Origin of the sequence: Bacillus sp. JH7, assembly GCF_001563515.1 — a bacterium.
Taxonomy (GTDB): domain Bacteria; phylum Bacillota; class Bacilli; order Bacillales; family Bacillaceae_G; genus Bacillus_A; species Bacillus_A cereus.
Window position 1 is genome coordinate 64183 of sequence record NZ_LPUS01000001.1, and the last position, 14051, is coordinate 78233.

Genomic DNA, 14051 nt, shown 5'->3' on the forward strand with positions numbered 1-14051 from the left:
ATAATGCATGCTACGCTTTTTTTAATTTATTTTCATATTATCTTTACCTAATCTTTATTTTTAAGCGATATAATCTGGTTAGAAAATGAGGTTATGTAAGGAGTCGATGAACCGTGCATAGCAATTGGCTAAGTATAATGGTATTTATTTTCTTTTGCGCATTTATTGTATTTTTAATTAATATTACGATATGAAAAAAGAGCGCTCATTAAGCGCCCTTTTTTTGTGTATTCATTTGATAAGCACTGATGCTTTTGAATAAGCGTGGTGAAGTGATAAATAAAAATATAAGTAAAACGGTACATAGAATATAGGAACCAATCATTGTACTACCGTTAAATATTAAAGAATATAGGAAAGCCGATTGGCCTTTTGGTGCATATTGTCCCCAGAAAATGATACCAGCGATAAAGTGACAGAAGTAACGAGCTAGACTACCGATAAAAGTAGCGACGATAATGTATCCAATTACTTTCTTTCCTTGGTTTGGTTTTGATGAAGGTTTGTCTTTACGGTTACCTAAATTTGATTGCTCTTCGCTATTATCATTGGAAGTTAAAAGTGCTTTTTGAATTGGACGATAGAATAAACCAGCAAATCCAATGAATGCGAAAGCAACAAAGTATTCAATTAGTACTTGAATTGGTGTGACGATAATGGCATCGCCTACGACAATTTGTAATAATCCCCAAATTAGGCCCCCTAAGAAAGCCATTTTGAAGCCCCAGCGGTATGCGATAATAAAAATAGGAATCATAGCAAATGAAATGGAACCGCCTGTTGCTGATATTTTTATTGAAAGTGGTAAAATGTCGATGACCAAGGCGAAGGCTGCAAGAATAGCAGATTCGATCATCGCTTGTAAATTAGTGTTACGCATGTTGTCTCCCCCTAAATCCAAGTTGTACAAAAAAGAATAGATATCATAGGAGGATACGAAATACGTAAATAAAAATGAGGTATGTATTTCGGACGTTTGCACAATCCCTGCGTTAGCATTAACTAACAGGTTCGAAGGGTCGGAACGAAGTGTTCCCTCTCAGCGGCATGGCTCCCCCAGTGATAACGAGATTCTTTATTTGCTATTGTTTATTGTAAGCGAAATGGATGAGAATGGCAAACGAATACAGTATGACAATAATTGAAATAGAATTGTAGCGAAATGTTAATAAATATGAAGCAAAAGGGTATAGTACAAGAGAAATTGGGTGTGGTATAATTTTTTTGAAAATAATTATCATTCTCTTCTGAGGGGGAAGGTTATGAGTTTAGTAGATATTAAAATTGGAGAGAAAGTGTTAGTAAAAAGTATTCAGTCTTTAGATCAGCTATTAAAGCGTAGACTAGCTGCTTTCGGTCTTGCTGAAGGAAGCGAACTTCGCCTGAAACAGAAAGCGATGTTTAAAGGTCCTTGTACATTGGAGTGTCGTGGACAGTTAATTAGTATTCGTCATTGTGACGCGAAAATGATAAAGGTGGAATTAGCGTGAATAAGGTAGCTTTGCTAGGGAATCCGAATACAGGGAAGACATCATTATTTAATGCACTTACTGGTTCTTATGAATATGTAGGAAACTGGAGCGGTGTAACAGTAGAAAAGAAGGTTGGTAAATTAAAAGATAGACAAGGAACATTAATTGATTTACCAGGTGTTTATGATTTAAATCCAGTTTCACGTGATGAAGGTGTTGTAACAAATTTTCTATTAACAGAAGAATTTAATCATATGTTAAATATCGTAGATTCCTCGCAGTTTGAAAGAAATATGCATTTAACGTTGCAGTTACTTGAATTTGGTAAGCCAGTCTCAATTGGTTTAAACATGGTTGATGTGGCGAAGCAAAGAGGAATTGTCATTAATGTAAAACGATTATCAGAACTATTAGGTGTAACAGTCGTTCCTGTTGTTGCAAGGAGTGGAAAAGGCTGTGAAGAACTGCTTACGACTCTTAAAGAAAATGACAAAAAAGAGAAAAAGCCATTCCTTATTTCATATGGTGTACAAATGGATGAAGGAATTGGAGAAGTAATTGCTCTTTTAGAGACAGTGAATTACGAGCATCCGAGATGGTTAGCACTTCAATTTTTAAGCAATAACGAAGTAGTAGAAAAAGAAATGAAAGCATTACCAATTTATAAGGAACTCATAGCCATTCGATCTCGCTTAGAAGGAAAACTTGATTGTACGTTAGAAGAGCACATTTACAAAACTCGTGAAGCGTATATTGAAAAGTTAAAAACAAATGTTATGAAGCATGAGAAAGAAGGAAAAATTCCTTTTTCAGAAAAAATTGATAGATTAATTACACATAAAATTTTAGGACTTCCAATCTTTTTAGCAGTTATGTTTTTTATTTTTCAGGTTACGTTTACGTGGATTGGTACACCTTTATCTGATATGTTAGATGAGTTTTTTGGTGGCCAGCTTACGGATTGGGTGACGGCTGGACTTACAAGTATTGGAGCTTCTCATTTTATTCAAGCACTCGTTACAGAAGGTATTATTGCCGGTGTTGGTGCTGTATTAGTATTCGTACCACAAATCTTTGCACTATTCTTTTTCATTTCATTATTAGAAGACTCAGGGTATATGGCGCGAATTGCAGTTGTTATGGATAGAATTATGGAGTTTTTCGGCTTAAACGGAAAAGCTTTTATTCCGATGATTATCGGTTTTGGATGTAACGTTCCAGGTATTATGGCTGCGAGAACGATTGAACAGGAGAAAGAACGTTTACTTACCATTTTAGTAACACCATTTATGTCTTGTTCAGCACGATTACCTGTATATGCATTATTTGCGGGCGTATTCTTCCCGCATAGTCAGGCGACTGTTGTATTTTCTTTATATGTTGCAGGGATTGTTCTTGCGTTATTAGTTACAAAAATTATGTCTCTTACGATTTTGAAAGCGGAAAAGTCTATTTTCGTAATTGAATTACCTCCTTATCGTGTGCCACAAGCAAAAACGTTATGGCTGAGCACATGGGAGAAAGGAAAAGGATTTGTTCGTAAAGCTGGTACATTCATCTTCGGTGGTTCAGTTATCATTTGGTTATTAAACTATGCAGGTCCATCAGGATTTGGTGTTGATATGGGAGACAGTTACTTAGCGATGATTGGTGGATTTATCGCACCGCTATTTGCACCGCTCGGCTTTGGAACGTGGCAAGCTGCAGCATCCCTTTTAACAGGATTTTTAGCGAAGGAAGTTGTCGTTTCAACAATGGCAATTATTTATGCAGTTAAAGAAGATGTGCTTGGAAACGTAATGGGAGCACATTATACAGCATTATCAGCTTATGCATTTATGTTCTTTATTTTATTATACGTTCCATGTTTAGCGACGGTGGCTGTTATTAAACGTGAAACAGGATCAGCGAAATGGACGATTTTCTCAGTCGTTTACCCGCTTGTTGTTGCGTATGTATTAACGCTTATTATATACCAAGTTGGATCTTTACTAGGATTCTAAAAGGAGATGTATAATGATGGTCAATATTATAATTGGAGCTATCATTTTTGGTTATGCAGCATACACGTTAGTTAATTTTGTAAAGAGAAGTAAAAAAGGAAAATGCGCAGCATGTTCTTTAAGTAAGTCATGTCAGTCGAAAACTTGTAGTCCAGATATGGAACAAGTTGCTCATAATAAATAGAAAAAAGCTTTGCGAATTTCGCAAAGCTTTTTTGTTTTACTTTTTAATTTTTACAAGTTGAGAAGCTTCGACGCCGTTGTAACCAGGGAATTCTTTACTTGGGTCTTTATCAAATTTTAATACACCTACAGATTTTTCATCACCTTTTACATTGTTGTAAGTTGCGTCATCGACAATCGCATACATATCTGTATATGCACGGCCACTTCCGATAATTGTGTTGCCTTCATATTTTAATTTGGCTCCATCAAGTGTAGCATTTTCTACTTTTTCTTTTGCAAATAATGCACCTTGTTCTGTTGTTACAGCTGGTAATTTATCAAGTGGTTTCGTGTTGTCTTTTTCATCAACTTTGCTAAGTAACTCTTTTTTCACTAGTTCCTCACCAGTTTTCTTATCCATTACAAGAACTTTTTTACCATCTAATGTTGTCATTTTCATTTTATAGAAGTCTTTTTCTTTCACTTCTTTTTTGTTTTTATCTGTAATTTGCTGAACTTGTTCTTCTGAGCCGTACAGTACAAAACCGTTCGCTTTCTCTCCTAATAAAGAACAACCTGATAATGCTCCAAGTGAAATTGCTGCTGCTAATCCGATTCCTACTAATTTTTTCATGATGATTTCTCCTTTTATATGTTTTATATTAAATACAATTTTTGTATTATTGCTTACAAGTGAAGAAGCTTGTTTGTTGCTTCTGGTATTAGTGTATAAGAAATATTAGAATGCAACTATCGAGTTAGCTTACAGTAACATTACACTTATGTAATTTAGTGAAATTGCACAAAAGTAAGTTAATTTCAAAGAGGGATAATGAGAATATATTAGAAATACAATATTGTATATAGAATGTCATATTATAATGGATGTATTTTGGAAATAACATGTAAGGACATATTAGTTTTGTTATAATAAACACATAGGCTGTAAAAATGAATATTCTTTACTGTAAAGGGAGATTTTTCAGTTTTCCAAGTAGTGAATTTGAAATATGAGGTATATCATAGGAGGAATTTAGATGTCTGTATTCAAACGATTAAGAGATTTAACAATGTCGAATGTATATTCATTAATTGAAAAAGCGGAAGATCCAGTTAAGATGACTGATCAATATTTACGCGATATGCAAGCGGATGTACAAGAAGCTGAGAAAAGTGTAGCAGCTCAAATCGCGCTTGAGAAGAAATTCAAAATATTATTTGAAGAGCAAGAAGCACTTGTGAAAAAACGTGAAGAGCAAGCTCATATGGCTGTTCAAGCTAATAACTTAGATCTTGCGCGCCGTGCACTAGAAGAAAAACAAAATGCGGAGCAAAAGATGAATGAGTATAAAGCAAGCTATGAGCAAAATAAAGCTGCTGCTGATAACCTGCGCCTAAAGCTAGAAGAAATGCGTAAGCAATTAAATGAGCTGAAAAATAAACGTGAGACACTTGTAGCGCGTGTAAATGCGGCGAAAGCACAAAAAAATATTAATCAGGCGATGTCTGGATTTGATTCAAACTCAGCAAAAGCTGGTTTAAGCCGTATGGAAGAGAAAGCTCTTCAATTAGAGGCTGAAGCAGAAGCAAGCGGTGAAGTTTATAAGAAAGAAAAATCATTAGATGATGAATTCGCAAGCTTAAACAAAAATTCTGCTGTTGACGATGAATTAGCTCGTATTATGAAGCAGTATGAGAAATAATATAGAATAGAGACAAATGAACCGACATGTCTAAATATATTCATGTCGGTTTTCTATTATATTTAGAGGAGGTTTTGCAATGACATGGATGAATGTAGTTGCCATGCTTGTATGGACTGGAGCGAGTGCAGTACTTTTATTTGCAATTATGTGGGTTGATTCAATTTTTACAAAATACAATGATTTAAAAGAAATTAAAAATGGAAATACAGCTGTAACAACTCGTTTTATTATGAAATTATTTGCACAAGGGTACATTTTATCCCAATCAATTACGAAAGCAAATGACTTATGGCAGGCACTTCTTGCTTCAGCAGTTTCTTTCGTTATTTTATTAGTGGTAGAAATGTTTATCGAATTTGTATTAAAGAAAATGTCTGGTCTTGATTTAGAAGAAGGTACGAAAGAAGGTAGCGTTGCACATGCGATGTTAGCCGGATCATTACATATTGTTGGTGCACTAATTTTAGGTGCTTGTTTATAAAGAGAAAAGGAGGGGTAGAGTATGAGTTTATTTAAACGAATAAAAAATATAATGAAAAGCCCAGAGCCACTGAAGCCGGAAAAAAGTCTTTTAACGTTAGCTCCTGGCGATATGATTGAAGTTTCATTAGTTATGTATGAATTAATTGGGAAAACGAGTATGCATTCGCGTAAGGAAATTGTTTTGACATTGCAAGATGGAAAAGATATTCGTTATTTAAAAATTGAAGATCGTGAAAATACGTATTACAAATTATATACACCAATTGATGGTCGCTTAGATTCAATTGATGAAATTCCCACGACAATTGAAATGGATGATACCGAGTATCATATGGAAGAACAATATAACGGACGTGTTGTTGTGATGGGAAAAACTCCATTCTCAGCTTCAGAAGAACAGTACGTATGGGAATTCCAATCAGACAATCGAAAATTATTGCGTATTGAATGGCAAAATGGTCGCACAATGATGTATGAGGGAGAAGCAATCATTCCTGCTGATGTACAAATTATAAGAGCAACGTAAGGGGGCGTAATCATGTCAAACCGATTGTTTACCATGATTAAATCGTTTGTAATCCCTATACTTGCTATCGTTATATTACTTGTTGTTGCTGGTTATGCCTTATCAGGTTGTCAAGGCGGGCAGACAAAGTCGATTCAAGACCGTTATCCACTTGAATCTGTTGCCAAGGAAGGTAAACAAGAATCTTACGTGTATAGGGCCGCCAATCGGTCAGTTCCTGAAGTAGCGAAGGAACTCATTAACGAAAGAGAACCGAAGCAAGCATCTAAAGAAGACGAAAATCAAATGTTCCTCGTTTATTCTGATAAGATTTATAACCTGCAAAAGGATAAAGAGAAACCATCTGATACGTTAATTGAAATAAGTAATAAAGAATTTGTCCGTCAAAATTACCAACCGTCCTTTTTGCAAGGATATATTATGGGTAGCATATTAAACGATATATTCGGTTCACGAAAATCATCATACGGTGATTATCGAGGATATAACGATAGACAAAATCATAAACCAGTTATTCCAGAGAGACCACCTACAAAAGAAGAAAAGAAAACCCCACCTCCAATTACGAAGGAAGGGAAAGGGTCTATCATTAAGCGAGGCGATAATGTAGATTCGAAACCATCAGTAGGTGATAAGGGAAGTATTACTGAAAAAGGAAGTAATACGACGCCCCCACCTTCTACTGGAAGCAAGGGTAAAATTACAAAAACACCAGGCGGTTCAAGCGGATCAGATGTGAAGCCAAAATCATCTATTAAAACGCCGCCAAGGAATACATCTCCTCCGAAAACGAGGGTCGGTGGTTCAGGAAAGATTACGAAGAGAAGATAGTGTAGAGACCGAAAAGTGTAAATTGCTTTTTGGTCTTTTTTTGTTATGGGAATTAATCCCTTTCAGTTGGTACGATTTAGGCATAAGGGGGGAAGTAAAAATATATCAGCGATTATTGGAATATATCGACCACAACTCAAAATATATCAGCGATTATTGAAATATATCGACTTACCGACAAAAACTGACAACGATAGCAACTTAATAATAAAAAGAGGGTGTGCCAAAATTTTGGCACACCCTCTTTTATATAACGATTAATGAATATCACGTTTCTTGAAATTACCGCCTTTTACTTCTGCTACGTCATAAACTGTAATAAAGGCGTGTGGATCGATTTCATTAATAAGTTCTTTCATTTTACTTTCTTCTAAACGGTTAATTACGCAAGAAATTTCTTTGAATTTCTCTCTTGAATAACCACCGTATACTTCGTTATATGTTGCACTTCGGCCTAAACGATCGCGAATTGTTTCTACCATTAATTCAGGCTCTTTTGTAATAATTTTAAATGCTTTTGAACCACTTAAACCAACTTCAACGATATGAATCACTTTCGAAGCGATAAAGTAAGCAATTGCCGAAAGGATAGCTCCTTGAAGACCGAATACCGTTGATACGAAAATAAATACGAACATGTTTAAGAATAAAATAAGGTCACTCGTTCCAAATGGTAACTTACGAGAAAGCAATACAGCAAGCATATCGATTCCATCTAATGCCCCACCGTTACGTAATGCTAGTCCCATACCAAAACCGATGATAATACCACCAACAACTGTAACTAATAATGTATCGCCTTCAATAATAGCTGGTATTCCGTGCATGACAACGGTACCTACTGCTAATGAAGCAATTCCGATAATAGAATAAATCGCAAAGCTTTTACCGATTTGCTTATACCCTAACCAAACGAAAGGAATGTTAATAACTGCGATTAGAGCTCCTAATGGCAATCCAAATAATCTTGAACTAACGATACTTAAACCAGTCACACCACCGTCTGATACGTTATTTGGAATTAATACTGCTTCTAATCCGTACGCTGTGATAAATGCCCCAATAATAATCATCAAAGCTTTTGAAGCAATTTTTAGCTTATTGGGCTTGTTTTTGATAATTTTCTCCATATAATTTCCTCGTTTCAAACTAGTTTCTTATTTGTTACGTCATTCACACCTAAATTTTATTTTAACATTTAATTTGAAAAAATTCTCCTTTAATGGATGTATGCAGGGAATATTATCACCATATTATCTTTAAAATATTTTTGAAATCAGTATAAGAAATCCCATCCTTTCAAAGGATGGGATGCTATTAAGAAAATATAAAACTAAGTATTGATACGAATAAAGCGAAACCTAAAATAGTTCCACATATTTTCATATGGCGCTTACGTCCCATTACGACAATCGCAACATATTCGCGAATCATTGCGTTAGGCCAGTAATAAAATGCAGTTTTTGACCCGATTCCTTGGCTATTAAGACCAGCTTGTCTAGCGTATATGCCAGCGCGGAAAAGGTGGAAATTATTTGTGGTAAAAATACTTTTATATTTACCTTCAGGTTTTAAAGAATCCATAATTTCTTTAGAGAACAACATATTTTGATATGTGTTTACAGAGCGATTTTCTTGCACCGTATGTTCAAGAGGAATTCCTTTTTCAACAGCATAATTTTGCATTGCTTCTGCCTCTGGAAGACCTTCATCTGGACCTTGACCACCAGAGAAAATAATTGTTGGTGGTGTATTTACAGCTGCTTGTTTCCAATAGAAGTCGATAGCTTTATTAATGCGGCTTGCAAGTAATGGTGGTACTTTATCATTAATTAAGCCGCTACCAAGAACGATGATGAAATCTTGATTACGTCTTGGTCTGTTGAATTGGTATAAAAAATATGCACTTAAGAAGTTAGATAAGTGTATAAAGAAATATATGGTTATAAGAGAAATTCCACCAAAAATAGGTTGCAAATGTGATGAGAAGAAACTTGCTGGACTTATGAAAAGGAATAATATAGAGAATAAAATACCTAAAGCAGCAATAAGTGTTAAACAGTTAGTAAAACGTCGTCCTTCTCGTTTCATTAAAATTCTCGCATTCAGAAATAGCCCAAACATTAAAGCAACAACACCGAAAGGAATCATAACGATCACTGCTAAAATAGGTAAGACTATTATGTAGCCTAGGATAGTATTACTTGAGTCCCAAGAGACAAGTATACAAAACAGAAGGAAAAAACAGAAAAAGGCATTAAATAAAAAGCCGTTTATTATTTTTCGTGGATCTTTTAAATAGGAGATAAGAAAAATAATAAACAATATAAGAGGAATAATTCCAAAATACATAAATATAGTACACCTCAATTTGTATAATAATTTGACATATCCTTTATATTACATGATTTTATAATTGAAAATGAAAGAAAAAATGATTTAGAATTTTCTCAATAAAATATATAGATACATATGTTACAATGTATGTAAAGCGATATATTAAAAGTAAAATGGTTGAAAAGGCACTCAGTAGAGTGCTTTTTCTTTTTGTATGCAATTGTGCATATTATATTTTTTTTCAAATGAAGAGGATTACAATATAATTTGTAGACAGACTTTATAAAGCAGAATTTAATACAAACATTTCCCTCTACTTTTTGTATCTAACAATCGTATAACAATAAATAATTCTGTTTTATAGTGTCTGTTTTTGAAATGTGTCTTTTTTGAAGGCACCTTTTTTTATTAGTATAGATAGTTTTCACTGTTAGCGTAGTGTAAACTATCTATACTAAACATTAGCAATCTTCCGTATAAATATTATCAATTTACTATATATCCCAGTGGTGTTAACCTACATATGAAAGGCTTTCTTTTTCAAAATATTACCCCTAATAAAATTTTGAAGAAGTCAACTGTCTCCAAACTTGTCTTTATGCTTAAAGAAAAAGCACTCAAATTGAGTGCTTTTTCTTATTGAAACATGCTATTTTTCTAGGCGATTTTCATAAAATAAAAGTAAAGAAATGAAAGTGGGTGACAAAATGCCGGCAGTTGTGGAAGGTGTTATTATTGAAAATTGCAATGGAACAATTAATGTAGGGGATAAATATAACGTACAGCCGATTGAAAAGACGAAGGCTTATAATGGATCGGGGTCATCAAATACAGGAATGAAAGTACAAACGTTTAGCGGGATTAGTACAGCTGATGTATGGGATAATGATGTAAATGATCAGGGGATACAGTTTACTTTATAGCACAATATGTAAAATTGCATAAAATGATGAAGTTGCCCTATGATACAATCTAGCTGTGAGCTGTTAATGATTCTTCTGTATTATAGTTGTTAGATTAGAAATATAACATCTTATCGAAAATCATACGTACAAAAAAAGACACTTCAAACGAAGTGTCTTTTGTATTTTAGTGATATCCTTTAGCAGAGTCTTTATGAATTTTATTTTTAAAAATACTGTAGCTCCAAAGCTGATATCCAATAACGATTGGTACCATGATCATTGCAACGAAGAACATAATTTTTAAGTTTAATTGACTACCAGCTGCGTTGTATAACGTTGTACTGTATGCATCGTTAATACGAGATGGTAACATTCTTGGGAACATACCTGCAAAGCCAGTTGTCATAAACATTGCGATTGTTAGGCAAATGAATGTGAATGCAAGGCCAATTTTATGTTTGTACACCATAATAAGTGCGAGTACACTCATTAGCATTGCAAGTACTGGAAGAATGAATAGTACCGGATATTCCGTAAAGTTTTGGAATAAGTTTGTCCTATTAGCAGTTGCTACATAGAAGATAGCTAAAATAATAGCAGCTGCCATTGAAAATGGTCTTGCGATTTTATAAGCACGATCAGATACTTCACCAGTCGTTTTAATCATGACCCAAAGGGCACCGGATACGACAAATATAGCAGTGAAGAAAAGACCACCTAATATACCGTAATGGTTGAGTAAGCTAAGTAAATTTCCTTCATAGCCATTTTTTCCGATTTGTAGTCCGTAATAAAGATTAGCGAATGTAACACCGAATAAGAAGGCGATTAGGAAACTGCCAATTGCAAATGCCCATTTACAAATTTTTTGCCAAATTGGTGAATCATCTTTATGCATGAATTCCAGTCCAGCGGCACGAGCAAATAGTGCAAGTAATACTAAGAATAACGGTGTATATAAATAACTAAACATATTAGCATATGTGACTGGGAAGGCAGCAAATGTTGCGCCACCAGCTGTAATTAACCATACTTCATTACCGCCCCAGAACGGGCCAATTGCTTCTTGTAATTGATTTCGTTCTTGTCGGTCTTTCGTAACGAAAGGAAAAATCATTCCGTTACCAAGTGCATACCCGTCAAGAATGAAGTAAACTGTCCAAATCACGCCCCATAAACCGAACCAGATGATTGCAAGCATATCATGAGACATGAGCCACACCTCCCTCAGTAGCAGGTTCTTCTAATGCGGCAGGTCCTTTTTTCGCGAACTTCAGCATTAAGTATACGTCTGCGATTAAAAGTAAAGTGTAGAATAAAATTAAACTAATTAATGAGAACCAAATTTGCGGGACAGATATAGGTGATACAGATTCTGCTGTACGCATTAGTTTATATACTGTCCATGGTTGACGACCTACTTCAGCGACAATCCATCCTGCGTTAATCGCGATATAAGGAAGTAAGACAGACCATATTGTAATTTTTAAATAACGTTTTGAGTTTTCTAGTTTTCCTTTTCGGTTTAAATAGAAACCATACCAAGTTAATGCCATAAAGAACATACCGAGTGCAACCATTAAGCGGAAGCTATAATACACAAGGTTAACATTTGGACGTTCATCTTTCGGAATATCTTTTAAACCAACAATTTCGCCATCAAATGAATTTGTGTAGAAGAAGCTTCCGAGTTTTGGAATCGTAAGGAATTCAAAGTTCTTCTCATTTTTTACATCAGGAATTTGAACAATTGAGAAGCCTTGTCCTTTTCCAGTTTCCCAAACTGCTTCCATCGCAGCTCCTTTTGCGGGTTGATATTTAGCTGCTGATACACCAGATTGATGTCCCATAAACGGTGTAATTGTTGCGGCGAATAAGCCTAACATTAAACCAAACTTAAATGATTTTTTGAAGAATTCTACTTCATTTTTACGTAATAAGTGATAGGCACTAATTGCCATAACGAAGAAAGCACCTACAATATAACAACCAACTACAGTATGGAAGAACATATTCCAAGCGTATGGATTCGTAACGAGTGCCCAGAAATCATTTAATTCAGCGCGGCCGTTACGTACTACGTAGCCAACAGGGTTTTGCATAAAGCCGTTTGCTGTAATAATCCAAAGTGCGGAAATGTTTGTTCCAAGTGCAACCATCCACATACAGAAGGCACGGAACTTTGGTGAAATTTTGTCTTTACCGAATAACCATATTCCCATGAAAGTAGATTCTAAGAAGAAGGCAACGAGTGCTTCGATTGCGAGAGGTGATCCGAAAATGTCTCCCATATATTTGGAGTACTCAGACCAGTTTGTTCCAAATTGGAATTCCATCGTAATCCCGGTTATAATCCCCATTACGAAGTTAATTGTAAATAATTTACCCCAGAAATTTGCCATTTTACGGTATGTTGGATTCAATGTGCGGGCGTATTGAGTTTCCATACATGCTACTAAAATGACAAGTCCGATTGTCAAAGGTACAAATAAAAAGTGATAAAAAATAGTAATTGCAAATTGAAAACGACTCAGTAACAGAACGTCGGACATAATAAATATTCACTCCTTTTTTACATTATCTACAATCAGTTTATAGTGAAAATACGTTTAAAGTATGTGAAACTTGTTACAAAGATGTGTGTATATTTTGAAAGAATTATGTCGATTATCTGAAAATATCTTATTTTTACTATAAAGCGATATCCTTTTTGAGTTTTTCATATTTTGGTACACTATTTATGTAGTGTAAACGAGAGAAAAGAGGGTCCTTTACTATGAAGTCATTAGAAGAGATTTTGCAGTACAATGAGAAATTTGTTGAAGAGAAAAAATATGAAGAGTTTGTAGCGGGGAAATTTCCAAACAAAAAGATGGTAATTATTTCTTGTATGGATACACGACTTGTTGAACTATTACCGAAAGCGATGAATATGCGTAACGGTGATGTGAAAATTATTAAAGTAGCAGGCGCTGTTATTTCACATCCATTTGGAAGTATTATGCGTAGTATTTTAGTCGCTGTATACGAACTTGGCGCTGATGAAGTATGTGTAGTTGGTCACCATGATTGTGGTATGGCAAAAATTCAAGCAAGCAGTACGATTGAGAGAATGAAAGAACGCGGTATAACAGAAGAGAAATTAGATATGCTTCGTTATTCTGGAATCGATTTAGAACAATTCTTGCGCGGTTTCTCTAGTGTGGAAGAAAGTGTAGAACATAGCGTATCAGTACTTCGCAACCACCCATTACTTCCGGAAGAAGTACCTGTTCACGGTCTTGTTATAGATCCTGATACAGGAAAATTAGATTTAGTTGTGAATGGTTACGACAATTAAGAATTTACTTTGTCATCCTTTTTATCTGGGACAGGATCAAATCCTCCCGGGTGGAAAGGGTGACATTTTAATATACGCTTACAAGTAAGCCAAAAGCCTTTGAGTGCACCATGTTTTTGAAACGCCTCTAATCCATAATGAGAACAAGTTGGATAAAAGCGGCATGTTGGTGGTGTCATCGGAGAAATGAACTTTTGATAAAAGCGTATAATCCCAATAAAAATCTGTTTCATAACGGTCTCCTTTTCAGCATATTAGTAAAGTATTATAGCACGACTGTACA

16 protein-coding genes and 1 riboswitch are annotated in these 14051 nt (G+C 34.9%); of the genes, 9 read left to right on the forward strand and 7 right to left on the reverse strand.

The window, feature by feature from the left end; all coding sequences use genetic code 11:
* Positions 1-208 precede the first annotated feature (208 nt).
* A complete protein-coding gene (locus AU379_RS00420) occupies positions 209-880 on the reverse strand; it encodes an energy-coupled thiamine transporter ThiT (RefSeq protein WP_001246570.1) in 672 nt (223 codons plus the stop codon).
* An 86-nt stretch (positions 881-966) separates the two neighbouring features.
* Positions 967-1068: riboswitch (TPP riboswitch) on the reverse strand.
* A 194-nt stretch (positions 1069-1262) separates the two neighbouring features.
* On the opposite strand from AU379_RS00420, the gene AU379_RS00425 reads away from it, so the two are divergent.
* Genes AU379_RS00425 through AU379_RS00435 form a run of 3 tightly spaced genes read left to right on the forward strand, consistent with a single transcriptional unit; the run spans position 1263 to position 3659 of the window.
* Positions 1263-1490 (forward strand): FeoA family protein, encoded by a 228-nt coding sequence (locus AU379_RS00425; protein WP_000060512.1) that lies wholly within the window; start codon positions 1263-1265, stop codon positions 1488-1490.
* Positions 1487-3475 (forward strand): ferrous iron transport protein B, encoded by a 1989-nt coding sequence (gene feoB, locus AU379_RS00430; protein ID WP_001044851.1) that lies wholly within the window; start codon positions 1487-1489, stop codon positions 3473-3475. Before AU379_RS00425 ends, feoB begins: the two co-directional genes overlap by 4 nt.
* A gap of 13 nt (positions 3476-3488) precedes the next feature.
* Positions 3489-3659 (forward strand): FeoB-associated Cys-rich membrane protein, encoded by a 171-nt coding sequence (locus AU379_RS00435; protein WP_000989600.1) that lies wholly within the window; start codon positions 3489-3491, stop codon positions 3657-3659.
* Between the two features lie 36 nt (positions 3660-3695).
* Here AU379_RS00435 and AU379_RS00440 read toward each other — a convergent pair whose 3' ends face one another.
* On the reverse strand, positions 3696-4274 hold the full coding sequence (locus AU379_RS00440) for a lipoprotein BA_5634 family protein (RefSeq protein WP_061138889.1): 579 nt from the start codon (positions 4272-4274) through the stop codon (positions 3696-3698).
* Positions 4275-4677: 403 nt separating this feature from the next.
* On the opposite strand from AU379_RS00440, the gene AU379_RS00445 reads away from it, so the two are divergent.
* The 4 genes from AU379_RS00445 to AU379_RS00460 all read left to right on the forward strand — a co-directional run bounded on the left by AU379_RS00445 (position 4678) and on the right by AU379_RS00460 (position 7186).
* On the forward strand, positions 4678-5343 hold the full coding sequence (locus AU379_RS00445; protein WP_000110280.1) for a PspA/IM30 family protein: 666 nt from the start codon (positions 4678-4680) through the stop codon (positions 5341-5343).
* A 79-nt stretch (positions 5344-5422) separates the two neighbouring features.
* Positions 5423-5827 carry a DUF350 domain-containing protein gene (locus tag AU379_RS00450; RefSeq protein WP_000220087.1) on the forward strand — a complete coding sequence of 135 codons (405 nt, stop codon included), beginning with the start codon at positions 5423-5425 and terminating at the stop codon, positions 5825-5827.
* A 21-nt stretch (positions 5828-5848) separates the two neighbouring features.
* Complete coding sequence (locus AU379_RS00455; protein ID WP_000051740.1) at positions 5849-6355, forward strand: DUF4178 domain-containing protein; 507 nt, start codon at positions 5849-5851, stop codon at positions 6353-6355.
* A gap of 12 nt (positions 6356-6367) precedes the next feature.
* Entirely contained in the window at positions 6368-7186 is an 819-nt protein-coding gene (locus AU379_RS00460) for a DUF4247 domain-containing protein (RefSeq protein ID WP_000071190.1), read from the forward strand.
* A gap of 257 nt (positions 7187-7443) precedes the next feature.
* On the opposite strand, the gene AU379_RS00465 is transcribed toward AU379_RS00460, so the two are convergent.
* Complete coding sequence (locus tag AU379_RS00465) at positions 7444-8316, reverse strand: YitT family protein (protein ID WP_000411244.1); 873 nt, start codon at positions 8314-8316, stop codon at positions 7444-7446.
* Between the two features lie 187 nt (positions 8317-8503).
* Positions 8504-9538: a YdcF family protein gene (locus AU379_RS00470; RefSeq protein ID WP_002098000.1), complete on the reverse strand. Its 1035-nt coding sequence runs from the start codon at positions 9536-9538 to the stop codon at positions 8504-8506.
* A gap of 674 nt (positions 9539-10212) precedes the next feature.
* On the opposite strand from AU379_RS00470, the gene AU379_RS00475 reads away from it, so the two are divergent.
* Positions 10213-10446 carry a spore germination protein gene (locus AU379_RS00475; RefSeq protein ID WP_002005871.1) on the forward strand — a complete coding sequence of 78 codons (234 nt, stop codon included), beginning with the start codon at positions 10213-10215 and terminating at the stop codon, positions 10444-10446.
* A 166-nt stretch (positions 10447-10612) separates the two neighbouring features.
* Here AU379_RS00475 and cydB read toward each other — a convergent pair whose 3' ends face one another.
* Both cydB and cydA read right to left on the reverse strand, forming a co-directional pair.
* Complete coding sequence (gene cydB / locus AU379_RS00480; RefSeq protein WP_061138890.1) at positions 10613-11641, reverse strand: cytochrome d ubiquinol oxidase subunit II; 1029 nt, start codon at positions 11639-11641, stop codon at positions 10613-10615.
* On the reverse strand, positions 11631-12980 hold the full coding sequence (cydA, locus tag AU379_RS00485) for a cytochrome ubiquinol oxidase subunit I (protein ID WP_001286188.1): 1350 nt from the start codon (positions 12978-12980) through the stop codon (positions 11631-11633). Before cydA ends, cydB begins: the two co-directional genes overlap by 11 nt.
* A 224-nt stretch (positions 12981-13204) precedes the next feature.
* On the opposite strand from cydA, the gene AU379_RS00490 reads away from it, so the two are divergent.
* Positions 13205-13768: a carbonic anhydrase gene (locus tag AU379_RS00490; RefSeq protein WP_000838164.1), complete on the forward strand. Its 564-nt coding sequence runs from the start codon at positions 13205-13207 to the stop codon at positions 13766-13768.
* On the opposite strand, the gene yidD is transcribed toward AU379_RS00490, so the two are convergent.
* Positions 13765-14001: a membrane protein insertion efficiency factor YidD gene (yidD, locus tag AU379_RS00495; RefSeq protein ID WP_000809334.1), complete on the reverse strand. Its 237-nt coding sequence runs from the start codon at positions 13999-14001 to the stop codon at positions 13765-13767. The genes AU379_RS00490 and yidD overlap by 4 nt on opposite strands.
* Positions 14002-14051: the final 50 nt, after the last annotated feature.